Origin of the sequence: Catenulispora pinistramenti (genome assembly GCF_018274385.1) — a bacterium.
Lineage (GTDB): Bacteria > Actinomycetota > Actinomycetes > Streptomycetales > Catenulisporaceae > Catenulispora > Catenulispora pinistramenti.
Genome location: NZ_JAAFYZ010000163.1, coordinates 1 through 25,030 on the forward strand (window position 1 = coordinate 1; position 25,030 = coordinate 25,030).

Annotated in this window: 20 protein-coding genes; 5 read left to right on the top strand and 15 right to left on the bottom strand. The window is 72.0% G+C overall.

Annotation, left to right across the window (positions count from 1 at the left end; genetic code table 11):
* Positions 1–204 precede the first annotated feature (204 nt).
* On the top strand, positions 205–534 hold the full coding sequence (locus KGQ19_RS34240) for a YbaB/EbfC family nucleoid-associated protein (RefSeq protein ID WP_194895620.1): 330 nt from the start codon (positions 205–207) through the stop codon (positions 532–534).
* 2 nt (positions 535–536) lie between these two features.
* The gene (gene eccD, locus KGQ19_RS34245) at positions 537–1,988 is read left to right on the top strand and encodes a type VII secretion integral membrane protein EccD (protein WP_212017054.1); all 1,452 of its coding nucleotides are present in this window, start codon (positions 537–539) and stop codon (positions 1,986–1,988) included.
* Between the two features lie 142 nt (positions 1,989–2,130).
* On the opposite strand, the gene KGQ19_RS34250 is transcribed toward eccD, so the two are convergent.
* Together KGQ19_RS34250 and KGQ19_RS34255 are read right to left on the bottom strand one after the other, a co-directional pair.
* Positions 2,131–2,280, bottom strand: coding sequence for a hypothetical protein (locus tag KGQ19_RS34250; RefSeq protein ID WP_212017056.1), 150 nt, complete (start codon positions 2,278–2,280; stop codon positions 2,131–2,133).
* A gap of 78 nt (positions 2,281–2,358) precedes the next feature.
* Positions 2,359–3,759, bottom strand: a complete 1,401-nt coding sequence (locus KGQ19_RS34255; protein WP_212017058.1) for a type VII secretion protein EccE — start codon at positions 3,757–3,759, stop codon at positions 2,359–2,361.
* Between the two features lie 238 nt (positions 3,760–3,997).
* Here KGQ19_RS34255 and eccB point away from each other — a divergent pair, with 238 nt between their 5' ends.
* Complete coding sequence (gene eccB / locus KGQ19_RS34260) at positions 3,998–5,446, top strand: type VII secretion protein EccB (protein ID WP_212017060.1); 1,449 nt, start codon at positions 3,998–4,000, stop codon at positions 5,444–5,446.
* Positions 5,447–5,545: 99 nt separating this feature from the next.
* On the opposite strand, the gene KGQ19_RS34265 is transcribed toward eccB, so the two are convergent.
* The 4 genes from KGQ19_RS34265 to KGQ19_RS34280 form a co-directional block, all read right to left on the bottom strand.
* Complete coding sequence (locus KGQ19_RS34265) at positions 5,546–6,397, bottom strand: acyl-CoA thioester hydrolase/BAAT C-terminal domain-containing protein (protein WP_212017062.1); 852 nt, start codon at positions 6,395–6,397, stop codon at positions 5,546–5,548.
* Between the two features lie 94 nt (positions 6,398–6,491).
* A complete protein-coding gene (locus KGQ19_RS34270; protein WP_212017064.1) occupies positions 6,492–6,956 on the bottom strand; it encodes a hypothetical protein in 465 nt (154 codons plus the stop codon).
* Positions 6,957–7,007: 51 nt separating this feature from the next.
* The gene (locus KGQ19_RS52210; RefSeq protein ID WP_212017066.1) at positions 7,008–8,066 is read right to left on the bottom strand and encodes a sensor histidine kinase; all 1,059 of its coding nucleotides are present in this window, start codon (positions 8,064–8,066) and stop codon (positions 7,008–7,010) included.
* Positions 8,067–8,191: 125 nt separating this feature from the next.
* A complete protein-coding gene (locus KGQ19_RS34280) occupies positions 8,192–8,866 on the bottom strand; it encodes a response regulator (RefSeq protein WP_212017068.1) in 675 nt (224 codons plus the stop codon).
* 470 nt (positions 8,867–9,336) lie between these two features.
* Here KGQ19_RS34280 and KGQ19_RS34285 point away from each other — a divergent pair, with 470 nt between their 5' ends.
* The gene (locus KGQ19_RS34285; protein ID WP_212017070.1) at positions 9,337–12,420 is read left to right on the top strand and encodes a helix-turn-helix transcriptional regulator; all 3,084 of its coding nucleotides are present in this window, start codon (positions 9,337–9,339) and stop codon (positions 12,418–12,420) included.
* 68 nt (positions 12,421–12,488) lie between these two features.
* Here the strand turns inward: KGQ19_RS34285 and KGQ19_RS50295 are convergent, their stop codons facing one another.
* Positions 12,489–12,713, bottom strand: coding sequence for an SbtR family transcriptional regulator (locus KGQ19_RS50295; protein WP_307856590.1), 225 nt, complete (start codon positions 12,711–12,713; stop codon positions 12,489–12,491).
* On the opposite strand from KGQ19_RS50295, the gene KGQ19_RS34290 reads away from it, so the two are divergent.
* Positions 12,679–12,912, top strand: a complete 234-nt coding sequence (locus KGQ19_RS34290; RefSeq protein WP_230419890.1) for an ester cyclase — start codon at positions 12,679–12,681, stop codon at positions 12,910–12,912. The two genes, KGQ19_RS50295 and KGQ19_RS34290, sit on opposite strands and share 35 nt — an antisense overlap.
* Positions 12,913–12,922: 10 nt before the next feature.
* Here KGQ19_RS34290 and KGQ19_RS34295 read toward each other — a convergent pair whose 3' ends face one another.
* From KGQ19_RS34295 to KGQ19_RS34330, 8 genes are all read right to left on the bottom strand, one after another.
* Positions 12,923–13,987, bottom strand: coding sequence for a WD40 repeat domain-containing protein (locus KGQ19_RS34295; RefSeq protein ID WP_212017074.1), 1,065 nt, complete (start codon positions 13,985–13,987; stop codon positions 12,923–12,925).
* 24 nt (positions 13,988–14,011) lie between these two features.
* Positions 14,012–14,863, bottom strand: coding sequence for a carbohydrate ABC transporter permease (locus KGQ19_RS34300; protein ID WP_212017076.1), 852 nt, complete (start codon positions 14,861–14,863; stop codon positions 14,012–14,014).
* Positions 14,860–15,729 (bottom strand): carbohydrate ABC transporter permease, encoded by an 870-nt coding sequence (locus KGQ19_RS34305; protein WP_230419896.1) that lies wholly within the window; start codon positions 15,727–15,729, stop codon positions 14,860–14,862. The genes KGQ19_RS34300 and KGQ19_RS34305 overlap by 4 nt, the downstream gene beginning before the upstream one ends.
* Positions 15,730–15,864: 135 nt before the next feature.
* Entirely contained in the window at positions 15,865–17,154 is a 1,290-nt protein-coding gene (locus tag KGQ19_RS34310) for an extracellular solute-binding protein (protein ID WP_212017078.1), read from the bottom strand.
* Positions 17,155–17,607: 453 nt separating this feature from the next.
* Entirely contained in the window at positions 17,608–17,892 is a 285-nt protein-coding gene (locus KGQ19_RS34315) for a hypothetical protein (RefSeq protein WP_212017080.1), read from the bottom strand.
* A gap of 182 nt (positions 17,893–18,074) precedes the next feature.
* Positions 18,075–19,853, bottom strand: coding sequence for an outer membrane protein assembly factor BamB family protein (locus tag KGQ19_RS34320; protein WP_212017081.1), 1,779 nt, complete (start codon positions 19,851–19,853; stop codon positions 18,075–18,077).
* 198 nt (positions 19,854–20,051) lie between these two features.
* On the bottom strand, positions 20,052–22,664 hold the full coding sequence (locus KGQ19_RS34325) for a cell wall-binding repeat-containing protein (RefSeq protein ID WP_212017083.1): 2,613 nt from the start codon (positions 22,662–22,664) through the stop codon (positions 20,052–20,054).
* A gap of 222 nt (positions 22,665–22,886) precedes the next feature.
* A partial coding sequence (locus tag KGQ19_RS34330; protein ID WP_212017085.1) for a PIG-L family deacetylase occupies positions 22,887–25,030 on the bottom strand: 2,144 nt, incomplete at its 5' end.

The window sequence follows — 25,030 nt, forward strand, 5'->3', positions numbered from 1 at the left end:
GGCCTCCTCGGCCACCCCGCCCGGCGACATCACCGTCACCACCACTTATGACGGCGTCAGCACCACCGTGACAATGCCGGTCGGCACCCAGACGGATGTCACCCTCGTCGACCCGACAAATGGCAGCCAGGTTCACGAGCACATCGCGGCCGGCGTTTCCTGATAATCGCGATCCGGTCGCGTCGGAGGCGGAGTGGAAGGTAAATGGAAAGCATCGATTTCTCGACGAATGTGAATGCGCTCATGGAGCGCATCCGGGACCAGCAGGCGGATATCGAACGCATTCAGCGCGAGCTGGAGGTGATGGAGGTCGTCGGCGCCAGCCGCGAGGACGAGGTGCGGGTCACCGTGCGCGGCAACGGCCAGGTGATCGGCGTCGACATCGACGAGCAGGCGATGCGCGAGAACGACGCCTACGAGCTCGGCGAGCTGGTCAAGGAGGCCGTCAACGACGGCCTGCGCCGGGTCGCCGAGACCGGCAGCCGCAAGTTCCAGCCGATGATCGACGCGGCCCAGGCCGCACCGGGGAGCTGACCGTGGCCGGAAGCCACGCCGCCGGCGGCGGCCTGACCATGGCCGGGTCCGCGGCCCCGGAACAGGCGGCCGTGCCGAACCGGATGACCTGGGCCCGGCGCGCCACCGTGGTCAGCCCGCGGGCCCGGGTCGACGTCGCGCTGCCGGTGCAGAGCACCTTCGCCGAGCTGGTCCCGGAACTGGTCCGGCTCTCCGACGCGCAGCGGCACGTCGGCCCCGGCCACACCGGCTGGGTCCTGACCCGGCTCGGCGGCGCCCCGCTGCCGGCCGAGCTCACCGTCGCCGGCTCCGGGCTGCGCGACGGCGACGTGCTCTACCTGGTCCCGCGCGAGCGTCAGGGCGCCCCGCTGCTGTTCGACGACGTCGTGGACGCGATCGCCAGCGCCTCGGAGAACTCCGACGGCGCCTGGCGGCCGAGCACCGCGCACCGGGTCGGCGTGGCCGGCGGCGCCGTGGCCCTGGCCGGCGCCACCGGCCTGCTGTTCGCGCTGCTGTCCGGCAAGGTCGCGGCCCCGGCCGCGGTCGGCGGCGCGCTGGTCGTGCTGCTGGCGGTCGGCGGCCTGCTGGCCCGGGTGCAGCACGACCGCCGCGCGGCCATCGCCTGCGTGGCGGCCGGTCTGCCGGCGGCCGTCCTGGCCGGCGTCTCAGCGGTCCCGCCGCACAAGCTGTGGCCGCTGCACGGCGGCGCGGCGGCCCTGGGGCTGGCCGTCCTGGCCGCCTACAGCGGCCTGGCCATCGTCACGGTGAAGCACTACTCGGCCTGGTTCGGGGCGCTGGCCGGGGCCGCGGTCCTCGGCGGCGGCACGGCCGCGGTGGTCGGCATGGCGCACACCACCGCCGCGCACGCCGGCGTGGTACTGGCCGTGTTCGCCACCGCGCTGGCCGCCGGCGCCCCGATGCTCTCGATGCGCCTGGGCCGCCTCCCGCTGCCCCGGGTGCCCTCGGACATCACGGCGTTCCGGGAGAACGAGGAGCCGACCCTCGGCCCCGACGTCCTGCACCAGACCACGACCGCGCAGCGCATGCTCACCGGCCTGCTGGCGGCCCTGGGCCTGTCCGCGGTCGCCGGCGCCGTCTCCGCACTACGGGCCCCCGGGACCTGGCCGGTGGTGTTCGTCAGCCTGCTGAGCGTGGTCTGGATGCTGCGCTCACGCTCCTACACCGACACCGTCCAACGGGTCCTCCTGGTCGGCAGCGGCCTGGCCGCCCTGACCTGGCTCGCCGGCTCCCTGGTGGTCCGGCACGAGCAATCACTGCTCCTGGCCGGCGTCTCGGTCCTGGCGGTGGCAGGCCTGGGCTGCTTCGTCTACGCCCGGCACGCTGGCCAGGGCAGGCACTCCCCGTACTGGACCCGCTTCATGGACGTATCCGAATTCCTCAGCGTGGTGGCCCTGCTACCCATCGCCGGGGTCGCCCTCGGGGTCTACGAGCACCTGGGGCACATCAAGCACTGATTGACGGGGACGGTGGCCGGGTCGTCGGGCGGCCCGGCCACCCAAGGCTCGGGGCCCTGATCGGGATATTCCTCCTGATCAGGGTCCTTTGTTTTGTGCGAGGGCGGGGGCGGGCTGTCGGCGCGCCGGGGCGCCCGGGGCTTCAGGGATTCAGGTCGAGCAGGCGGACCGGCCGGTGGTCCCAGCGGCTGATGTCGGTGGTGGCGACGACGGCGCCGTTCGGCAGCTCCGGGGTCGGCATCGCGGCGACCATCGCGGTCTCGTCCAGCACGATGTGGATGCTCTCGCCCATCTCAGGCAGTGCCAGCCAGGCCGAGCGGCGGCTGGGATACAGATGTTGGCACCTGTTCGAGTACTTCGGGCCGGCACCTCACCGGTGCACCGCCAACGGCATCGTCCGCAGCACGAACTCCTGGTGCCGCCCGTTGGCTCGCACCGCGGGGAACGGCGGCTCCAGGATCGCGCCGTCCAGCCCGGCGATGCGCAATGCCGCTTCGGCACGCACTCGGCCGCGCGCGGTGCGGCTCAGGGTGTACGAGGCGCAGGTGAAGGCCGCGCCGGGGGTCCAGCGGTCGAGGAGGGCGGCCGGGTCCAGGGCGTGGTGCGGTTCGTAGCAGACCTGGCGCAGGCTGCCCGCCGACCAGTCGCGCCAGGTCTCCTGGACGGTCGGCGGGGCCGGGTCCGCGCCGTGGACCGCGACCATCAGTTCCTGGCCGAGTTCGGCCTGGTCCAGGGCGTCGGCGGCGTAGCCGGCCTCGTCCAGCCGGGAGACCAGGCCCAGGGAGGCGCTGGCCACGGCGCGCGCCGCTCCGAGTTCGCCGCCGCCGCGGGCCATGGCCGCGTACGGGGCCTGACGCGGGCGGTAGCGCAGGGCGAGCCAGGTCACGCGCATCGGCGCGAGGTTCTGGGGCTGGGGTTGGACCTGGGGCTGGCCTGGGGGCTGCGACTGCGGCGCAGGTCCCGGGCCATGCCCCTGATACCCGGTCATGGCCTGCATGGTCATGGTCTCCGACAGGTCCGGCGAGGGCATCGCCGGCAAGCTCATCGTCTCGGACAAGTCCGGCGAGATCGGCGCGGGCATCGTCGCCAGCGTCCTGGTCGACACCTGGTCCGGCGAGACCGGCCCCGACGGTTGCCGGGCCTGCTGGGCCTGCTGCCGGGGCGCGGCCTCCGGCGGCGGCGCCGTCCACACCACCAGCTGCGCGCTGGCCAGCGGGATCGTCGTGCCCGTGTACACCTCGCGCAGCACCTCCAGCAGCGCGCCGATGTGCGGGCCCTCGGTCGTGCGCAGCCGCACCGCCGAGACCCAGCCGCCGTCGGTGGCCGCCAGGCCCACGCGGTTGCCGGCCCGGTCGACGTACTCGCCCAGGCCCAGGTCCGGCAGCAGGGTGGCGAGCGGTTCCAGGTTGGCCTCGGCGGCCTGGCCCTTGCGGCGGGTGGCGACCCGGCGGTAGCGGTAGCGGCCCTGGGTGTCGGTCCACTGCGCCAGGTGCCGGCCCCGGAAGCGCACCGAGGTCATGCCGACCAGCGCGCCCGCGCCGGCGTAGGCGATGCCCTCGGTGGTGGCGGAGTGGCCGTAGCCGGCGGCCGCGGCCAGCGCGGCGGCCTCCCAGGCCACCGTCTGCCAGCCGCGCACCGGCGCGATCCAGTCCAGGGCGGCCGCGCCGCGCGGCACCGTGGCCGCGTCGGGGGCCGCCGCGCGGCTGGTCGCGGCCGGGACAGGGGGCGGGGGGGCCATGATCTCGGCCGCCGGCGCGGCGTGACTGCTCATCGCGGACACCATATTTCTTCGAGCCGGCGGGATCGGACGACAATGTGTGTCGGGCGCCCACCGGACGCGGCGTCTGGAATTCGACGGCGAACCGGTCCCCGCATATGCTTTTGGCGCTCGCTTATCATACGTATACTGGCTCTGGTTCGTACAGCGCCCCGCCCTCGGAAAGTGGCGGAAATCGCCATCGGCGAACCGGGCCGACGATTGCCGATCACGAGAAATACCGGGGCGCGCAGTGTGGACTGAGCGGGACCAGATCCAGGCGTACCAGTTCCTCCGACGGCGGCTGGTGTCCGCCTTGGTCACCTCCGACCCCAACCACCCGACCCCGCCGCATCGCCGGCTGGTGATGGGCACGGTCCTGGGCAGTGTGGCGACCCTGCTGACCGCCGCGGGCTTCGGCGTGTCCGGCATGATGGCGCCGAGCCCGCCCCCGGACTGGCAGCACACCGGCCTGGTGATCCTGGAACAGGACGGCGGAGGCCGCTACGTGCTGGACAACAACGGCGTCCTGCACCCGGTGACCAACCTGGCCTCGGCCCGGCTGCTGGCGAACAGCACCAAGTCCGTGACGGTCGCCTCGAACCTGCTCAGCAAGGCCCCGCGCGGCGCCGTCATGGGCATCCCCAACGCCCCGGACACGCTCCCGGACCCGACCAGCGTGATCGCCGACCCGGACCCCGTGGCCTGCTCCCGCGCCACCTCCGACCTCCCGAAGCAGACCGGGCCGGTCGGCGCGGTGCTGCTGGTCCACACCACCGACCCGGCGGCGACCCTCACCGGCATGACTCCCATCCCGGACGGCCACGGCCTGGTGGTCCAGACCCCCAAGGGCGACCGCTACCTGCTCACCGCGGGCCTGAAGTACAAGCTCGCCGACGACCACACCCTGATCGCCCTGGGCTACCAGAACGTCCCGGTCCTGCCGGTCGCGGCGAGCTGGCTCACCGCCGTCCCCTCCGGCCGCGACCTGGCTCTGGTGGCGGTCCCGGACGCCGGCACCGCGGGGCCGCGCGTCGCCGGGGCGAAGACGAAGGTCGGCGAGGTCATCACCGCCGACAACGCCGTGGCCGGCAAGACCGGCTACTACCTGGTCCGGGCCGGCGGCCTGGAGCCGATCTCCCAGATCGAGGCGGCCCTGGTCCTGGCGAACACCGCGAACGCCGCCGCCTACACCGACGGCATGCAGGCGGCCAGGCAGGTGTCAGTGGCCGATGTCGCGGCCACCCCCAGCGTCCCGACCGGCGACGACGCCACCGGCTACCCCGCGGGCGTGCCCAGCCCGGCCGCGGCCGAAGGCGGTCTGGCAGTGGTCTGCGCGGTCGGCGACGGCAAGGACCCCTCGCAAATAGGCCTGGGCACAGCCCTGCCCCTCCCGGCCGGGGCCCGCACGGTCCCCACCGGCGTCGCGCAAGGCGGCACCACCGCCGACGAGGTCTACCTCGCACCCGGCACCGCCGCGCTGGCGACCGCCCCGACCCCGCCCGGCGCCCAGGCCGGCATGGTCTACCTCATCACCGACGCCGGCACGAAGTACCCGCTCACCGACGGCTCGGCCCGCTCGGCGCTCGGCTACTCGAACGCTCCGACCTCGACGCTGCTGCCGACCGCGTTGGGCCTGCTGCCCACCGGTCCCGCGTTGGACGAGGCGGATGCGCAGAAGCCGCTGGCGTCCGGGAGCTGAGCTGATGCGGGCGGCGGCCTGACTCCGGTCAGACTTCCCGCCGCGCGCTGCACGTCACGCGTCACGCGCCACGCGCCGAGCAAGCACGCTGATTCTGGTTCAGTCTCCGCGCAGCGCGCTGAGCACATGCGGCCACGCCTGCTTCCCCAACAGAGTGTCGGCGACCTCGCTCCCGCCGTAGTCGAACTCCGCCGACGCCGGACCCGCCGTCTCGCCCGGGAACAGCAACCCGTGCCCGGCATCGCCGTGGCTGATCAGGCGGACCGTGCGCCCGGCCGCCCGCCGCCGCTCGGCGAGCCGCAGCGTGTACGTCATCGACGGCCACATCCGGTCCTCGCCCCCGGCCACCAACAGCAGGTCCGCCCGCGCTTGCTCCACCGGGATCGCGGCGGCGTCGACGTGTTCGGCGAACGTCCGCTCACTGAGTTCATACAGCCCCCGGATCGCCCTCGGCCGCGCGGGAGCCGTATCCCACCAGCTGTCGTCATAAGGCATGAACGGCACCGGCTCGCCTTGCCAGGACCACGACGACCGATACGGCGTGAACGAACCATCCGGCCCGGGCCCGACACCGCCCCACACCAACGCCGTGGGCGAGTTCCCGACCACCACGTCGATCCGGGGATCCCGGATCGCGGTCAGCAGCGCGGCCTCCGCACCCTTGGACGTCCCCATGACGCCGATTCGCCGGGCCCCGCGCGCCTTCAGATAATCGACGGCAGCCGTGAACGTCTCCAGCGGCACCTCACGGATCGCCGCCGGCTGTCCCGGCCCGCCGAACCACCGGATCGCCAGCGCCGACATCCCCTGCTGCGCCAGGATCCGGGCCCGCTCCCGCAGCACCCGGCCGCTGGAACCGGCCAGGACCACCACGCCGGCCTCGCTCCCGCCGTCCGGTTCGCAGCACACTGCTTCCCACGGCTCGGACAGCTCGCGCTCGACGACGGTCACCGCGTCACCACAGTTACCACGTCACCACAGCCACCATGGCGTCCTCCTCGCACCCGGGCCCGATCGGCGGCGTGGGAACTCCGCCGACCCAACCCTACCGAGCGCTCAGGTCAACCGGGGCGACGTCCCGCAGCGCCTGCTTGAGCTTCTCAAGCTGCTCCTGCGCCTGATACTCGCTCCGCACGCTCAGCGGGAGGAGAAGGCGGTACCGATTGCCGACCAGCGCCAGGCTCGGAGCGTAGGACCTGCCGGTGTTCATCCGCGTGATCCGCGCGTCCAGGATGGCCTCGCGCGCGATGACACCGGGCACCGGCCAGAAGTAGTAGATCCGCACGGCGTCCGGCTCGACCTCGATCCGCATGTCCAGGGCCAGCCAGCCGAGGAACGTGCCCGCGGCTATACACACCACGGACACCACGGCGATGACCGCGACGATGATGGCGCTCTGGTGGGTGGAGGCGACCAGGAAGGGGAGGCCGAGGAATGCCAGGTCAGCGAAGACGATGATCGCCTTCAAGTACCCCAAGCCCCCGGCGGGTCGCAAAATGACCTGCTTCATGGGCTGATCTTATATCAGCTCTGATGGATACTCCAGGGGTCTTGCTTCATCTCAGCTGTGCGCCGCTTCGCCCGCTACGGGCACCCACAGCGTCACCGACGTGCCGTTGCCCACTCGCGAACCGACCGTCGCGGTCCCGCCGACCTCGGCCATCCGGGCCGAGATCGACTGGCTCAGACCGAACCCGGGCCGGTGCGCCGCCGGGTCGAATCCGACCCCGAAGTCGCGCACCACCACGGTCAGCCCGTCCGGTTCGTCCCAGACCCGGACCAGCGCCTCGCCGGCCCCGGAGTGTTTCAGGACATTGCGAAGGGCCTCGCGCGCCGCAGCCAGCACCGCGGCCCGGCGCTGCGCCGTCAGCCCGTCGCCGCCGTCCACACCGTCCACGCCCTCGGCCGCGTCCAGGCGCATGCGCAGCCCGTCCCGAGCCAGTTCGGCGCCGAGCCCGATCAGGCCCTCCACGACGCCCGGCGTCGTGCGCGCCTCGTAGCGCCGCGACAGCTCCCGCCGCAGCGCGACCGCCTCGGCGTGCGCGACCGCGCGCACTTCGCGAAGCCGCCGCGCGGCGTTGTCCGCGTCGCCCGGCAGCGTCAACGCGATCGCTTCCAGCGTCTGCAACACCGTGTCGTGCAACGACCTGCGCACCCCGGTCCGCAACCGCTCGGCGTCGTGGTCCAGCACCAACAGCACCCCGGCCGACACCGCCATGGCGACCAGCAGCACCGCGACATCGCCGAGCAGCGTGGCGGTCGCCACCGGCGCACCCGCGCCCGCGAACATCGCCAACCGCAGTGCGGTCCCGAGGGCGGCCGCGACCAGCCCGCCCGAGACGCCCCGGAGCAGCGTCCACAAGGCGACGCAGCCCGCGAAGTACTGCCAGGACACCTCGACCGCCCGGGCCGAAGAACCCGGAACCGCGCTCATCGCCAGATTGCCCGCGATCGCCGCGACGGTGTCCGCCAGCGCCAACACCCGCACCGGGACCCCGCGCACCGCGCCGAACCCGAGGCCGATCGTGGCGAGGACCAGGGCCGCCGCCAGCCCCAGCACCGCCGCGCTCCCCGAACCCCCGAAGCTCCCCACATACACCAGCGCGGCAGCGGGAAGCACACCGATCTGGAACGCCAGGGGAATCGCTATGACATATTCGGCTCTGTCCTCGCGCCGCCAACCGCGCGCCGCCAGTTCCCGGATCCCCCCAAGCCCCGCAACCCTTCCCGCCGCCTGCGCGACCCTCAGCACGCCGCCGACTCGGCGAGCACGCCGAGCTCGATCGCGGCCCGCGTCATGTCCGCGCGGCGGCGCGCGCCGATCTTGTCGCGGATCCGGTCCAGGTAGGAGCGCACGGTCCGCACGCTGATCCCCATCGCCATCGCGATGTCCCGGTCCCGCTCGCCGGCCGCGACCAGCCGCAGCACCTGCTTCTCCTGGCCGGACAGCTCCAGGCGCGGACCGGCCTGCCGGTTCTGCTCGGTGGTGAGCACGATCGAGGCCAGGGTCGGGGAGACGTAGCTGTTGCCGGCCGCTATCTCCCGCACCGCGCGCAGGATCTCGGCGCCCTCGGACTCCTTCGACAGGAAGCCGCGCGCGCCGGCCGAGATCGCGCCGAGCACGTCGGACTTCCCGGCCTCGCCGGACACCACCAGCACCCGGTTGCCCATGCCGTTGATCTGCAGCACCGCCGCCGCGCCCTTCACGCCGGGCAGCGTCAGGTCCAGGATCACGATCCCGTCCCGGCGCGGCCGGCAGGCGACGAACTTGCCGACGCTGCCGGCGACCACGTCCACGTCCATGTCCCCGGCCTCGCTGAACAGCCGGGTGAGGGCGTCGCGGTACAAGGGGTGGTCCTCCACGACGCTGACGGGGATACGGGCCGATTCCTGCTCGGCGCGGACGCGCGTGGGTTCCATGGCTCGCCTCTCAAGGTGCTCGGGGGCGGATGCGGCCCGGTGGTATAGACCGGATCGCGAGGGCGGTGGGGGCCGTCGTCGCCGGCGTCGGCCCGCTGTGAGAACCACGCCGACGCCGACGCAGCACCAAGTGTCATCACCCTTAGACGACGCGTCGTCGGTAAAACTACGTAACCCGCTACTGCCTCTTGAGATGCCGGTACCTACGCCGAGACGTCAGTACTACCTACCCCTACGCGTCAGTAGTACCTACACTCGAGACCCCGCGCCACCTCCGTCCGAGAGCACGTCGCGGCCATGCCCGTTCATCTCTGCTGGTGAGCCGACTGGCGTCGTCAGCGACAAATAAAACAGAATGAAAGGTCTCCGTCACCGGGGCTGGGTACAGTCTCACCGAAGACCTTGTGAAGTAAAAAATGCTCTGTTGTCCCTCGGAGCGTCAGGGGTCGACCACCTTGGGGGAGGTACACGTGCTGGCCATCGGGTCGCCACAGGCCTGGCAGGCCTTGGTCGGGCGGGAAGCCCAGGCCGAGCGGATGGCCGAGGCCGTCGCCGCGCTCGCGTCCGGCCGGGGCGCGGTGCTGGAGATCGCCGGCGACCCGGGCATGGGCAAGACCCGGCTGCTCGGGCGGATCGCCCAGCTCGCCTCGGGCCAGGGCGCCCGCGTGGCCCGGTCCAACGGACTGCGCGGCAACACCATCGCCCGTCAGCTGTTCCGGGACGCCTGGGCCGACGTGCCGGCCCCGGACCTGACCGCGAGCGACGACGACGAGGTCTTCCGCCGGATCCGTGCCGGGCTGGCCGACTGGGCCGCGGACCCGGTCGGGGTCGGCGGCGCCGTTATCTTCGACGACGTCCACCTCGCCGACGAGGACTCCACCCGGCTGCTCGCCCGGCTGATCCGCACCCCGGTCCCCGGTCCGCTGCTGATGGCCATCGGGCACTGCCCGCGGCGCACCGGCTCGGTCCTGCTGGAAGCGCTCGACGACGGCTCCCGCACCGGCACCGTGGTCCGGGTCGAGCTGGACGCGCTCGACATCACGGCGGTCAACCAACTGCTGTCCGCCTGGTCCGGCAACAACGCGCTGGATCCCGCCTACCTGGAACAGATCCGCGCCGCAGCCGACGGCAACCCGCGCAACCTGCGCGTGCTCACCGCCGCCGGCTGGCGTCCCGAACTGTGGCCGGACAGCCCCGGCGAGGACACCGGCGCGCTGCTGCGCGAGGGCGCCTCGATGGCCGCCGAACTGGACGCGCTCAGCCCCGCCGAGACCGCCGTGGTCAGCGCGGCCGCGGTACTCGGCGGTCCGTTCCGCCCCGAAGAGGTCGCCGCGCTGTGCGCGTCCGCCCCTCCCGGGCTCGAACTCGCCGGGATCCTGGACGCGCTGGACGATCTGGTGCGCGCCGACGTGATCCGGCACGTCGCCCCCGGCGCGCGCTTCGCCTTCCGGCACCCGCTGCTCGGCCACGTCGCCCACGAACGCGCGCCGCTGCCCACCCTGCTCGCCGCCCACCAGCGCGCGCTGGACCTGCTCAAGGCGCGCGGCGCGGCCGCCGTCGACCTGGCCCGGCACGCCGAGCACCTGATCGGCACCGACGCCGCGGTCGCCGCCCCGCTGCTGGCCCGCGGCGCCAGCGAGATCCTGCCCGACGCGCCGGAGACCGCCGTGCGCTGGCTGCGCCTGGCGCTCCAGACCCCGGTGGGGGAGCGGCCCAGCGCCGAGCGCGACGCGCTGATGCTCGAATGCTGCCGCGCGCTGTCCGCCGCCGGCCGCTTCGAGGAGGCCCGCGCGCTGGCCCACGACGTGCTGCGCGACGACACCTGGCTGACCGGCCCGCTGCGCCAGCGCGCCTACGCGATGCGGGTCGCCGCCGAACGCCAGCTGGGCCGCTACGACGAGGCCTCGGCCGTGGCCAGCGCCGCGGTCGAGGCGCTGCCCCGGCCGCTCACCGCCGACGCCGCCGAGCTCGCCTTCGAGTACGGGGTGCTGCACCTGTATCGCGGCACGTTCGCCTTGGCGCGCCCGGTCGTGCAGGAGGTCGCCGCAGCGGTGAAGGCCGCCGCCGAGGCGGCCTCCGCCGATCCCGGGTCGTCCGCGGCCCTGGCCGATCCCGGGCTGCCCGCGGTCCCCGCCGACTCCAGCCGATCCGCCGCAGCCGCCCCATCTGCGGCCGGATCACTCGGAGCATCACACGACGTCGACACCTATCTGATCGATATACCGTCAGCCCCCGAAGCCCGCGCCGCCGCGGCGGTCCGGGTCCTGGCCGCCTTCGGCGACGCCTTCCTCGGCCAGACCGCCGCCGCGATCCCGGCGCTCGTCGAGAGCGCCCGGCTGGTCGACGGCCTCCCGGACGCCACGGCCGCCCGCAACCCGGAACTGCTGGCCATGCTCGGCTGCGGCGAGATGTTCATGGAGGGCTACACCGCCGCCGCCCGGCACCTGCGCCGCTGCCTGACCATCGCCCGCAAGGGCGGCCCGCAGCAGATGAAACTCAACGTCCTGCTCGGCCTGGCCTTCATCGACCAGCAGACCGGCAACTTGCTGCGCGCCGAGCAACGCGCCGAGGAAGCCGGCCGGGTCGCGCGCGCCACCGGCGCCGGTGACGGCGTCAGCATGAGCGAGGCACTGCGGGTCGGCGCGATGATCTGGTCCCGGCCACGCGCCGAGGCGCAGGAGGTGGTCGCCGCCGCCGAGCGCGCGGTCCGCACCGCCCGCCCCGGCAACGGCTGGTGGTCCGGCTCGGCGGCGATGCAGCTGGCCCTGGTCCGGATGGTCAGCGGCGACGCCGCCGGCTGCGTCGACGCGCTGCTGGAAGGCGGCGGCGGCCCCGAACTGCGCCAGCTGCAGCCGGCCTACCGCCCGATGCTGCTGTCGATGCTGTCCACGGCCGCCCTGCGCTCCGGCCGGGCCGAACTGGCCCGGCAGGCGGCGCTGGACGCCGACGAGGCGGCCGAGGCCTCGGGGCTGTCGGTGCAACGTGCGTACGTGATCCGGGCCCAGGCCGCCCTGCACGCCGCCGAAGGCGACCACGACACCGCGGCCAAGCTCTTCGAGCAGTCCGCCCTCGGCTTCCGCCGCGCCAACCGCCCGGTGCAGCACGCCTGGACCCTGGCCGCCGGGAGCGGCTCGGCCGCCCTGGCCCTGGGCCCGGTGGTCGCGAGCTCCTGGCTGGACTCCGCCGAGGAAGTGGCCCGCATCCACGGCGCGCTGCGGATCGAGGAGGAGATCACCGACATCCGCGCCAAGCTGCTCGGCGCCCCGGCCCCGGAGCGCAGGCCGATCCTCACCGGCACCCCCGCCCCGACCCTGACGCCGCTGCCCGCGCCATCGCTCCAGTCCGACGTCCGCGGCCTGCTGACCCGCCGCGAACAGGAGATAGCGGCCCTGGTCGCCACCGGCCGCCGCAGCCGCGCGATCGCCGAGGAACTGTTCCTCAGCCATCGCACGGTGGAGACCCACCTGGCGCGCATCTACAGAAAATTGAACGTTTCGTCAAGGACAGCGCTTGCCCATCTTCTTCAGGATTCTGAGAGTTCGGCTTCGGACTGAAGGACCAGGTCGAAGCAGAAGTTCGAAGGCTGATTCAGGGGCGGCGCAGGGCCGGCGCCGCCGCGGCGTCAGCGCGGCACGACGCCGTCCAGCAGAACGCTGAGAAAGCGGTCGGCCTGAGCCGGGCTTCCGGCGCGCGCGACGGCCGTGGTGAGGGACATCAACTCGACGATGTCGAGGTCCCGGCGGACCGTGCCGGCGTCCTGCGCCGCCGCGAGCGCGGCCACCCGCGAGGACTGGCGGCGCAAATGGGCAGCGATGCGCGCGGGCTGCCCGGACCTGGAAGTGATCACCGAGCAGAGCGTGGAGAGCGGCGAGTGGGTCGCCAACCGCTACACGATCCGCGGCACCCACACCGGTGACCTCTTCGGCGTCGCCGCGACCGGCGAGCGTTTCGAGATCACCGGCATCGACATGGTGCGCGTCGTCGACGGCCTGCTGGTCGAGCACTGGGCCTGCGCCGCGCCGTTGCCCAGCGGGGGTGGTGAGTAGTCGCCGCCGGTCACGGCGATCGGTCGGCGGTCAGACTCCACACCCCCACGGCCCGCTTTTCGCCACCGGTCACGGTGACGGCGACCGGTGAGCCGTCCACCACTGCCGTGGCCACGCCCGTCACCCCGTCGAGGTGGCCCTCGACGGGTTCCCCGACCGGACGGCCGGTGGCCAGATCCCACACCCGCACCGTCCCGTCCAGGCCGCCGGTGACGGCGACCGGGCGGCCGTCCACCACCGCCGTCGCCATCGCCCACACGCCTGCGGTGTGGCCCTCGGCGGGCTCCCCGATCTGCTCGGCCATGATCAGATCCCACCTGCGCACCACCCCGTCGGCGCTGCCGGTGACCGCGATCGGCCAGCCGTCCACCACCGCCGTGGCCACCGCGCGCACACTGTCTTCCCGGTTCGCCACCCAGAACCGGTCAATCATCTGACCGGTCGTCAGATCCCACACGGAGATCGGGTCGCTGTCGTCGGCACCCACGGCGATCGGGCGGCCCGCCGCCACCGCTGTCGCCAGGCCCCGCACTATGTAGGGACCGGACTCGGGCTCCCACAACTGCCGACCGGTGGCCAGGTCCCAGGCCCGCACTCGCGAGTTGTCGGCGCCGTAGGCGACGACGGCTATCGGCGAACCGTTCACGATCGCCGTCGCCACCGGCATCGACACCGCATACGGCTCGGCGCGGTGGCCCGTCAGCGGCTCGCCGATCTGCTTGCCGGTAGCCAGGTCCCACCTGCGCACCGTCTCGTCCGCGCTGCCGGTGACGGCGACCGCGCGGCCGTCGATCACCGTCGTCGCCACCGCGCGCACCGCCGCGGTGTGGCCGGTCAGCGGCGCGCCGATCTGCGCGCCGGTCGCCAGGTCCCATCGGCGCACCACGCCGTACCAGCCCCCGGTCACCGCGATCGGGCGGCCGTCGACCACCGCCGTCGCGACGGCGCTCACGTCACCGACAGGATCGGCGAAGACGCACCGGAGCCGGGGGTCGACCGGGCCGCCGGCCGCCCATCGCGCCGTCCACCCGGCCGCCGCCAGCGCGTCCTCGGGCTCGCTCTCGTCGTCAGCCATGCCCGGAAACGTACCGGGTCCATCTCACTCCTTCACCCCGCTCCCCAGGGCCGCCGACGTGAAGTACCGCTGAGCCACCAGGAACAGCGCGATCACCGGCACCGCCAACACGCACGCGCCGGCCAGGATCACGCCGTACGGATTGGCCGCGGTGGCCGCGTTCGTCGACACGTACTCGCCGAGCGAGACCGCCAGCGGCTGCATCGAGTGCTTCTTGGTGATCAGGAACGGCCACAGGAACTCGTTCCACGGCCCGATGAACGTGATCACCGTCGCGGTCAGGATGGCCGGCTTGGTCAGCGGCGCCGCGACCAACAGCAGCGTGCGCACCTCCCCGGCGCCGTCGATGTGCGCGGCGTCGAACAGCTCGTCCGGCAGCGAGATGAAGAACTGCCGGAAGATCAGCACCGCCGCCGGATTCACCGCGAACGGCAGGATCATCCCGAGGTAGTTGTCGGCCAGCCCGTAGTCCCGGACCGCCAGGATGTACAGCGGGATCATCAGCACCTGGAACGGCAGCACCAGCACCAGGATCAGCCCGCCGGCCACCGCCGGCTTGCCCGGGAACCGCAGCCGGGCCAGCGCGTAGCCGGCCGGCAGCCCGACCACGATGGTCAGCACCACCGTGCCGAGCGTGAAGATCGCCGAGTTCCCCAGCGACGGCAGCAGCGAGATCGCCCGGTTGACGTCGCGGTAGTTCTGCAACCCCAGGTTGCCGGCCTTCGGTATCAGACCACTGAAAGCGCTGTCCGCCCGCAGCTGCAACGAGCCGACCACCATGTAGTAGAGCGGGAAGATGCTCGCCAGCGCGCCCAGGGTGACGAAGCCGTACGTCGTCAACCGTCGCAGGGTCCTGCCGTACTGCCCGCTCCTCATGCCGCCTCCCTGGCCTGGACCAGCCGGCGCGCGCCGGCCCCGGCCCCGGCGACCAGCAGGATGAACAGCGTCAGCAGGATGCCGATGGCCGCGCCGACGCCCGGCTCGCCCTGCTCCACGCCCTTCTGGTAGATCAGCAGCGCCGGCGACATGGTCGCGCCGTTCGGGCCGCCGCCCCCGGTGAGCAGGTAGGGCTCGGCGAACAGGTTGGCGCCGACGATCAGCGCCAGCGTGGTGACCAGGATGGTGATGTTGCGCAGAGCCGGCATGGTGATCGCCCGGAACTGCCGGACCGGCCCGGCCCCGTCGATGCTCGCCGCCTCGTACAGCGAATCAGGGATCAACAACACCCCGGCGAGGTAGAGCAGGACGTAGAAGCCGAGCTGCTTCCAGGTCACCTCCAACGCGATCACGACCATCGCCAGCTTGGAGTTGACCAGCCAGGACGGGTTCGGGGCCCAGCTGCCCAGCACGTGGTCCATCAGGCCGCCCTGGCTGAACAGGAAGTACCAGACGCCGATGACCGCGATGCTGGCGGTGACGTAGGGGACGAAGAACGCCGAGCGGAAGAACGTCTTCATCCGGCTCAGCTTCGCCAGCACCGCGGCCAGCGTCATGCCCAGGATCACGGTCAGCGGCACGTTGATGGCCAGGAACTCCAGGATGTTCAGGAAGGAGCGGCGCAGCAGCGGATCGGACAGCGCCTCGCGGTAGTTCTTCAGGCCGACGAACGGCTGCGGGACCGACGCGCCGGGTGCCGCGTATACGTAGTCCAGGACGGAGATCCGGAAGCCCTGGATGATCGGTACGGCGTAGACGATGATCAGGTAGACCACGTACGGCGCCGCCAGGTAAAGCCCGATCATGGTCTTCGACCGCGGCCCTCCGCGCCCGCGTCTCGCGGGTTTCGCAGGACTCGCGGGTGCCGCGGGTTCCGCGGGTTCCGCGGGTGCCGCGGGTTCCGCGGGCTCCCCGTGTTCCATGGCTGACATCGGCGCGGCCTACTTGCCGATGTCGGAGACGACGGTGCTCGCCGCGCTGTGCAGCCACTGGCTGGTCGGCTGTTGGCCGAAGACCACCGACTTCAGATAGCCGTTGCGGAAGTCCTGCCACATGGTCACCCCGTTGGCGACGTTCGGCACCTCGACCGTGCGGCTCGCCTGCTGCGCGAACAGCGTGTACTCGGGGTTGGCGCTGAAGTAGGACGCGTACGTGGTCGGCAGGTCGGTGCGCAGCGGCATCTGGCCGGTCATGCTGAGCAGGGTGCCGTCGTTGGCCTGGTCGGTGGCGAACTTCAGGAAGTCCCAGGCGCTCTGCCGGTTCTTGCACGCGGTGAAGACCGACACGGTCTTGGAGTCGGCGAAGGTGTGGATCTGGTCGGCCGGCATCCCGGTGGACGTCGGCACCGGCACCGCGCCCCAGTTCACCTTGCCCGCGTAGGTCGCGATCGCCCACGGACCGACGATCGCCATCGCGGCCTTCTTATCCACGAAGGCGTCGCCGTTGTACTTCTCCTTCGGCGCCTGGTTCTTCGCGTAGACGCCGGCCCAGAAGTCGGCGACGGCCTGCCCCGCGGCGTCGTCGAACGTGGCCTTGCCGTTCGCCACCAGGGGCTGGCCACCGCTCTGGGCTATGTAGAGCGGGTAGTAGTCGTACCAGTTCTGGTAGAACTCGTTGGTTGGCGCCGGGGCGATGGCGTACTGCGCGACCCCGGACCCGACGAGCTTCTGCGCGGCGGCCTCGAAGTCGGCGTACGTGGACAGCGCCGGGTGGTCCGGATCCAGCCCGGCGGCCTTGAACATGTCCTTGTTGTAGAAGATCATCACCGGATTGCTCTTCCACGGCAGCTGGTAGTACTTCCCATCAGAGCTCTTATACTCGCTGGCCACCGTGGCCCCGGTCCGCCCCTGGATGTACGAGACCCCGTCGGGGAAGTCGTTCAGCGGCACCAGACCGCCCTGCTTCACCCACCCCGAGATCGCCGACGGGGAACCGTTGAACACCAGACACGGCGCGTTCCCGGCCGCGATCGCCGCCGTGATGACCTCCTCCGAGCTGCTGCCCGCCGGGATCTGCTCACCGCTGACCTGCTCACTGGGATGCGCCTTGTTCCACAACGCCACCGTCGCCTTCCCCCACGAGACTTCCTGCGCGTTGTTGGAATACCAGATCTTGATCGGCCCACTCCTGGCCTGCCCGCCGCCCCCACCCCCGGAGCTGCATCCCGCCAGCGTGAGGGCCGTGCAGGTCAGCGCCGTGAGGGCGGCGGTGAAAGTGCGCATTCTCGCCATGGCTGATCCTCTCGAATGCGGGTGAAAGGGGTCCCATGGCACTTTCCCTGGTTCTCGTGAATCAAAGCTCGATGATGGGCCGAGTCAGGGTTTTTACGGTGTGCGGCATATGTCAGGGTCATGAATCAGGTCCCCTGCGAAACCACTCGCCGCCGAGCCCCGCACCCGGCTACCGTGGAGCTCGGCGCCCGGTGCGCAGGCAGCGGATACTTCTGGTTCTAAGGGTTGCCGGTTCGAGTCCGGCACGCCTCCCTCACCGGAGGCGGTAGCTCAATCGGGCAGAGCATTAGACCGGCTTCGGCCGGAGTCCCGCCGCCGATTCGGTCTCGGGCGCCTCATCGGTTCCCCGCCGGCTCGTGGGTGCTGGACTGGTAGCTGCTCAGGACGATGCCCCGCCCCGGGGTCCTGGTGTTCAGAAGTCCACGAGCTCGATCGTCGCCGTCGCGGCGCCGGTCACCGGCCCGCAGGAGTGCCCAAGGCGTTGACCATCGCTGCCACGGCGATCAAGGGCGGCGCGGCGGCGAGCACCAGTCGACCGGCGCGGGGCAGGAACGCGGCGGGCAGCCACTGGACAATCGCCAGAATCGCCGAGATGGCGATGAGCCATCCGGTGTGGCCCATCGCGGCATAAGCCTTGGGGCAGTCGGCCTTGGAGTCGCACGCGTCGAGGGCGATCCCCGAAATGCCGTAAATGAAGAGGGCGACGGGAATCAGGAATAGGGTGATCGACAGGGACACCGCGGGAGCGATCATCCAAAAGCGGTGCTGGTTGGGATCTCGTGGGCGCTGGTATACCGGCTGAGTCACAACCTCAGCCTCGCGGCCCTGGCTTACATCAGCATCCGTATTCATACTCATCCCTTCTGAGTACGACCGGCGCCGATCCACCAGGATCGGCGCCGGTCGTACCCGGCGAAGAATCAGCTCAGCGCGAAGGCCAGCACATCAGCGTTCTTCTCCGGCGCCGCCGGCAACACGATCAGCCGGTCCCCGGCGATGTAAGCCGCCGCCGCGGGCCCGCTCCAGTCCGTCCCCAGCGTCCCGCTGATCCCCGAAGCCATCGGTGAGCCGTCCTTCGTGGCGAACGCCAGCAGCCGCGCGGGCGCGTCCGCGGCGCCGCCGTCGAACACCGTCACCTTGTTCGGGTCGACCGCGGCGATGGTCACCGGGCCGCTCGGGGTCGCGGCCCCCTGCCACAGCTTGTTCCCGGAGACCAGGTCGAACGCGACCAGCGAGGCGGTCGGGTCCTTGTCCGCGGTGGGGGCGACGAAGGTGTTGTCCTGGATGTGCGGCAGCGGGTGCTGCTGCCCCTGCGGGCCGACGTTCAGGTCCAGGGCGCCGAAGTCGCCGGAGCCGTTGATCGGCGCCTGCGCCTTGCCCTTGGGGTCGAAGGAGTAGTAGCGGTCGACCGGCTGGCCGCCCGGCGAGGCGACGTGCACGATCGTCGGGAACGCCGCCTGCACCAACGTGATCTGGGCCCCGTTGAGGCCGTCCGGCGGCAGCGGGGTGCTCCACAGGTCGGTGCCCTTGTGCGAGTCCTTCATCGTCACGACCGGACCGGCCCCGCAGTCCTGGATCAGCGTGACGTAGGCGCCCTTGACACCCAGCTGCTCCAGCCGGCACGCCGGCTTCAGCTTCGACAGGTCCGAGGTCCACAGCTGCTTGCCGTCGGCCGCGCCCCACACCGTCACCGACGTCCCGGCCTGCCCGGCCACCACGTCCCCGCCGAACGACATCAGCGGCACGGTCCCGGCCGGCGCGCCCGGGGCGACCGCGAGCGGCTGGGTCCACACCGGCTTGCCGTCGTCGGTCCCGACCGCGGCGATCGTGTCGCAGTTCCCGTCGGGCCCGTACTGCACCAGCCCGATCTTGCGGATCGCGAGCTGGCTCATGGCACAGATCGAAGAACCCTGACCCGGAACCGGGAAGGTCCACAGGGCCTTCCCGCTCTCCGAGTCATAGGCTTTCACCGCGCCGGTGTCGCCACGCACGATCGAGTGGTTGTCCACCAGCCAGCTGCCGACGACCGTCGCCGCGTCCCCGGCGGCGGGCGCCGACCACGCCGCGGGCACGCTCTTGTCCGCGGCGGACGTGGCTGAGGAGCCGGACCGCGAGTCCTGGCCCAGGCCGCCGGCCGTCGCGGGCTGCTTCGAGCTGCCGCCCCCGAACACCGACACCCCGGCCCCGACCGCGGCGATCACCAACACCACGGCCGCCGACACGCCGATCAGCATCTTGCGCCGGTCGTTACCGGCCGGCGGCGCCGGCGGCGGGGGAGCAGGCTGCATTTCCGGCCGATAGGAGAACTGCGGCGGCTGGATGTAGGGCTGGTTGCCGCCGCCGGCCGCTCCGGTCGCGCCGGTACCCCACCCAGAAGCAGAACTCTGCGACGCCCGCTGCTCGAACGGCGGCGGCGCCTGCTGCTGCTGTTGTTGCTGCTGCGGTACCTGCTGTTGCGGCGCCTGCGGTGCGGGCGGTTGCTCTGGCCCCTGACCGTGCCCGGGCCCGTGATGCAGCGCCGGGAACCGCGGCGGCTGCCGCCGTTGCGGCTCCTGCCCGGGCAGCTGCTCGTCCGGCCGATACGGCGAGTGCATCATCGGCGGCGCGGGCGGAGGCGAGGAGTCGTACGGTGCCTCGTCCTGCGGCGGCGGCGAGAACGGGTTCGGCCGACCGCCTTGCTCGTCCTGCGGTGTGCTCATATCGTCGAGTCCCTACTTGAGACGTTCCAGGTAAGTGGGAACCGTTGCCGGCCGGGGGCGCGCGGGGCGGGCTTCATCAGAGCCCGCACACCGACGCCCACCAGACACCCCCCGCGAGGCCACCGGAATCTCAACGAGATCCCCCCGTGGGGATTTTATCGATCCGGCCTCGCCCGGCGAAACCCGATACCGGCCTTATCAGGCCGGATGCCCGCCGACCGCCCGGGTGATCGCGGTCAGCTCCGGGTCCGGGATGACCACCGGGCCGCCGAAGACGTCCAGGGCCTGCAACGCCGGCGCGAGCGAGGTCAGCAGGTGCGCGGTCGGGGCCGGGAGCGTGGAGGGCACCGTGACCAGCGCGCCCTTCTTCTCCGCGGTCGCCGCGCCACCGGTGAGCGCGTCGGCGAAGTTCGTGCCGACCGCGACGCCGACGAACGGCACCCCGCTCTGGGCCTGCACCAGCTGCGCGTCGGTGGCGTAGCGGTCGTAGCCGCTGAAGGTCCGGATGTAGCCGGGCAGCGACTTGGCGGCGGTCGCCGCCGGCCCGCCCACCGCGTAAACCGTCGGGGCCGCGGCGGTCGAGGACCGCGCCTTGCCCGCGACGTACGCGGCGGTCGCCGGGTCCATCTTCTTGCCGTCGGTCAGCAGGATCGCCGCCGGGCTCCCGCCGGAGGAGGCCGGGCCGGTGGCCGCGAACGGTCCGGCGGCCAGCGCGTCGGCGTAGTCCAGCCCGGTGGCCAGCATGACCTTCGCCGGATTGCCCAGGCCCTGCTGTGCGATCTGCAGCGCGGTGGCGTACCGGTCCGCGCCGCCGTAGCGGGTGACGTGGTAGCCGAGCTGGACCAGCTTCTGCGCCACCGGGGCCGAGATCGCGTCCGTACCTCCGAGCACATACACCGTGCCGCCGGCCGGCAGCACCCGCCGGATCTCGTTCAGCGTCTCGCTCGGCAGCGTCTTCGGCTGCGTCAGCAGCAGCGGGCCGTTGGCCTTGGAAGCCAGCGGCACTCCGGCCAGCGCGTCGGGGAAGGCGTCGCCGCGGGCCAGCACGACGGCCTGCGCGCGCTTGCGCCCGGTCTTGTCGCCGCCGGCGTCGGCCCACACCGACTGGGACACCGCGACGCCGGTGGCGTACCGGTCGGCGCCGGACTCGCGGGACACCACGGCGTGACCGACCACCGGCGGGTACACGCCGAATCCGTAGACCACGCCGGTGTAGTTGCCGACGTACACCCGGTTGCCGTCGGTGACCGGGGTGGAGAACTTGGTCGCGCTGCCGACCGGCGCGCTGTAGAGCTTCTGCAGGTTCCCGTTGGCGTCCGGAACGGCGTTGTACGCAGTCAGCTGGGCCGGCGCGCCGGTGGTGCCCTCGGTGGTCGGGTCGACCGTCCACACCACACCGCTGCCCGAAGCGGTGCCGTCGGAGGTGACGACCGGCGAGGCGGCGAAGTACCCGAAGGTGTTCGAGCTGGTGCCGGTCTGGGTCAGCTGGGGCTTGCCGGTGCTGTCGACGCCCGCCTTCAGCGCTCGCAGCGGGCTGTTGAGTCCGATGTCGTAGACGTAGCCGCCGTCGCCGCCGTAGACCGCCTCGCGGCCCCACTGCCGGGTCGGCAGGTTCAGGACCTGGAGCGCGCCGGAGTCGTCGGTCGTCCGACCGCCCAGGTTGTCCCGGTTGAGCAGGAACAGCCGGCCGTCCTTGCCCTGCTGCACCAGCGTGCGCTGCACGGTCGACTTGGGGCCGAAGAAGCCGTCGGGCAGCCCGGTCGGCGAGCCGCTGCCCAGGTCGGCGTCGGTCGTGCCGAGCACGTCGGCGTTGGCGGGGCTGAAGAAGTCCACCGGAGTCAGGCTCTTGTCGGCGTTCACATGCAGCCGGATCACGGAGTCGCCGAGGGTGGCCGGCGGGTTGTTGCCCGGGCCGAGGGCCGGGGCGTCGCCGTTGCCCGAGGTGAGCAGGATGTTGCCGTCCCCGTCCGACATCAGGGCGCCGCCGCTGGCCCAGATGCCGGCGCCGATCTTGGGATTGTCGGAGCTCTCCATGCTGTCGGTCCACATGGTGGTCTGCTTCGCGGTCGCGGTGTCGATCCCGACGACGTAGCCGCGGTAGCCCTGGGCCGGAGCCGGCGGGTTCAGGGCGCAGTGGTCGCCGAAGCCGGCGTAGACGACGCCGTCCAGCAGGAGCAGGCCGGGGCGCTGCATCTGGTACTCGGAGTTGAAGGTGTTGCTCGGGTCGTTGGTCGGCGAGCCGCCGATCTTGACCGGGAAGCCCGGCTTCTCCGCGCCGGTGGCCGGGTCGACCGCGTGCATGAACCAACTCGGGTGCTGCATGTCCGGGTCGTTCTGCTTGTCGGTGAAGTACAGCGCGTTGGTCGCCGGGTCGTACACCGGGGAACTCGTGATGCCGACCGTGGGGGTCAGGTCGTTGCAGCCGATCGCCTGCGGTGCCGGCCAGGCCGGGCCGACGTTGCGGCGCCACTTGATGGCGCCGGTCACCGGGTCCAGGCCGTAGACGTTGTTGTTCTCGTTGGCCACGATCAGGGTGCCGTTGATGACCGCCGGCTCGGCGAATATGTGGCCGGTGTCCGGGGTGCCGTCGGCGTTGGTGAGCTGGGTGGCGAAGGTCTGGCCGAAGTTCGTCGCGACGTTGTAGGGACTGAGTCCGGGCTCGTTGGAGTCCCAGCCGTCCCGCAGGTTGCCGGAGGACATGGTCGGCGTGTCGGCGTGGGCGGAGATCGCGGGGACCAGCCCGACCCCGGCGCCCATGATCGAGCCGACGGCCCCCAGCGTGAGAGCCCGCCGCTGTGCTGATGTCCTCACTGTTCCCCCTACCGTCGACAAGTGAACGCAGCAGTCTTCCGCCAGTGCTGACGGCCTGTCAAACCTATGCGATCGCGTATGAACAACACAGAGTATGGACCATTTCGCCGGACGCCCTGATCCGGGGTCCTTTCGGTCCCGTCACGACTCGGTCTCGGTCCGGACCGGTTGTCCGATAGGCCCGGTTCACGGCCCGGTGCATGTCCCGGTTCACAGCCTCGCTCACGGCCCCGCGGTCTGCCACGGCTGGAACGGCTGGTCCGGTCCGGGCCGGGTGGCCACCGACAGCCGGCCGTGGACGTCGATGACCGCGACGTCGGTCCGCCCGGTGGAGTCCGAGGCGATCCCCGCCGATCCGATGGCGTTCCCGCCGATCCGCGTCCAGGACGGCGCGAAACTCTTGTCCGGCGCCTCCTCCAGAATGCTCACCGACCCGTCGAACCCGCGCCCGGCCAGGATCAGCGTGCCGCCGGCCGCCGGGTCCTTCAGGTGCGCGGTCGGGGTGGCGACGAAGTCCGCCCCGCCCAGCCCGGTCGCCGTGCTCCACACGCCCTTGGTCTGCGATCTGAGCATCGTGACACCGGCACCCGGGGTCTGACAGAACACTGCGATGCCCGCGGTGTCGCGGACCGCCACCGGCGCCGACACCACCTGCACGTTCGGCAGCTGCGGGTCCGCCACCAGCGGACCACCCGAGGTCACCTGCGGCCAGCGCACCAGCTGGCACACCGCCGGCGCCGTACCGGCCGGACCGTCCGGCGACACCATCGTCGCGGCGAACATCTCCGCGCCCCGGTCCTTGGTGGCGATCGCCGAGGGCACGTCGACCAGGTCGGCCTGCCCGACCTGGGTCCACGGCTGCCAAGCGTCCTTGTCCAGGGTGCGGGCGTAGAGGAAGCCGTCGCTGGCCTGGGTGCCGACCTGCACGGTGTTCGCGGACGTCACGGCGGCGAACGGCGGGCCCGGGAACGCCTCCCGCCACGGCTCGTCGGTCTTGGTCCCGGCGTCCGGCCCCGGCGCGCCGAGGCTCTGCCAGGGCTCGAACTCGCCCCCGGGCTGCCCCTGCACCGTGGTGGTGATCTCACCGGTGTTGGTCGTGACGTCGATGACCAACGCGAACAACCGGATCCGGCCGTCCGGCTGCGAGATCGCCGCCATCGCCACCACACCGTCGTCCCCGCCCGGTCCCAGCGCCTCCGGCCCGCCCCACTCCGGCGCCGCGCGGTACCAGCGGATCACCTGACGGTTCAAGATGGCGAAGGCCGAGGTGGCCCCGGGGCCGTCGGGGAGCAGGACCGGCGAGGGCGGGGCCCAGCGGTAGCGCTGGGAGGGGAGGTAGACGTTGTAGTTCTTGCGGAAGATCTGGACGTTGCGGTCCTGGGTCGTGTAGGTGCTGAAGACGGAGGTCTTCGTCGCGAGCACGGCGTCGTCCAGGTTGGAGGGCAGGCTCGCGATGCCGTAGCCGACGTAGTTGACGACGGCCAGGCCGGGGGAGGCGGCGGTGATCGGCTTGGGGCCGGTGCTGCCGGCGCTGCCAGGACTGCCGGTGCTCGAACCGGAGCCGGGGCCGGAGCTCTTGCCGGCGGCGGTCCCGGGCTTCGTTGCGGTTCCCGTTCCCGTTCCAGTCCCGATACCGAGGTAGCCGCGCAACGCCAGGTCGGTGACCCGGGCGGCGGCCTCGTGGTCGAGGTTGTCACCGCCGCTGTTGCGCGCACCACGCCAGGACTGCTCGGCGTACTGCGGATCCAGGGTGCGTATCAGGCTCGGCTGGAACTGCTCCATCAGCTCGGTGAGCGTCTGGACCAACGCGTCCTTACTGTATTCGGACACTGACGTCACCGGACCGCTGTCCGGCACCAGCGTGGGGATCGTCGGGAACCGGTCGAGCAGCAGCCCCGGCAGCGCCTGGCCCTGCGCGCCGTACGCCGTGTCCCCGGAATCGGGCAGGCTCAGGAAGATCAGCCGTACCCCCGGCGTACCCACCAGCGTGGCCAACTCCGCGTGCTGCCCGGTCGAGGACGTGTACACCTCCCGCTGCCACTGGTCGGCCACCCCCATCAACGCCGCGTACGCCGCCCGCGACCCGGCCTGCCGCCCGGCCGCGAACTGGGTCCGGGTCAGCGACCCGTCCACCGCCCCGTTCGCCTCACCGGCGGTGAGGTACACGGTCGTGGTGGCGATGCCCTGCTTGATCAGATCGACGTCCGGATTCAGGAACAGCAAGTCATCATCCTGATGCGCCACGATCTGCAGCACATGCGGCGGCGCGTCGGCATCCAGCATCCGAAACCGGTGCTGCGCCTTAGCCGCGGCCCGAGGCCACGCCAGATACCCCGCGGGCACCGCCGCCGCAGCCCCCAACGCCC

Coding starts and splice junctions, on each gene's coding strand:
- KGQ19_RS34310 (WP_212017078.1), bottom strand. CDS start 17,154: ATGGCGAGAATGCGCACTTTCACCGCCGCCCTCACGGCGCTGACCTGC.
- KGQ19_RS34250 (WP_212017056.1), bottom strand. CDS start 2,280: ATGGGCGAGAGCATCCACATCGTGCTGGACGAGACCGCGATGGTCGCC.
- KGQ19_RS34270 (WP_212017064.1), bottom strand. CDS start 6,956: ATGAAGCAGGTCATTTTGCGACCCGCCGGGGGCTTGGGGTACTTGAAG.
- KGQ19_RS34300 (WP_212017076.1), bottom strand. CDS start 14,863: ATGAGGAGCGGGCAGTACGGCAGGACCCTGCGACGGTTGACGACGTAC.
- KGQ19_RS34240 (WP_194895620.1), top strand. CDS start 205: ATGGAAAGCATCGATTTCTCGACGAATGTGAATGCGCTCATGGAGCGC.
- KGQ19_RS34290 (WP_230419890.1), top strand. CDS start 12,679: ATGCGCGCGGGCTGCCCGGACCTGGAAGTGATCACCGAGCAGAGCGTG.
- KGQ19_RS34255 (WP_212017058.1), bottom strand. CDS start 3,759: ATGAGCAGTCACGCCGCGCCGGCGGCCGAGATCATGGCCCCCCCGCCC.
- KGQ19_RS34305 (WP_230419896.1), bottom strand. CDS start 15,729: ATGATCGGGCTTTACCTGGCGGCGCCGTACGTGGTCTACCTGATCATC.
- KGQ19_RS34295 (WP_212017074.1), bottom strand. CDS start 13,987: ATGGCTGACGACGAGAGCGAGCCCGAGGACGCGCTGGCGGCGGCCGGG.
- KGQ19_RS34320 (WP_212017081.1), bottom strand. CDS start 19,853: ATGAGCACACCGCAGGACGAGCAAGGCGGTCGGCCGAACCCGTTCTCG.
- KGQ19_RS34280 (WP_212017068.1), bottom strand. CDS start 8,866: ATGGAACCCACGCGCGTCCGCGCCGAGCAGGAATCGGCCCGTATCCCC.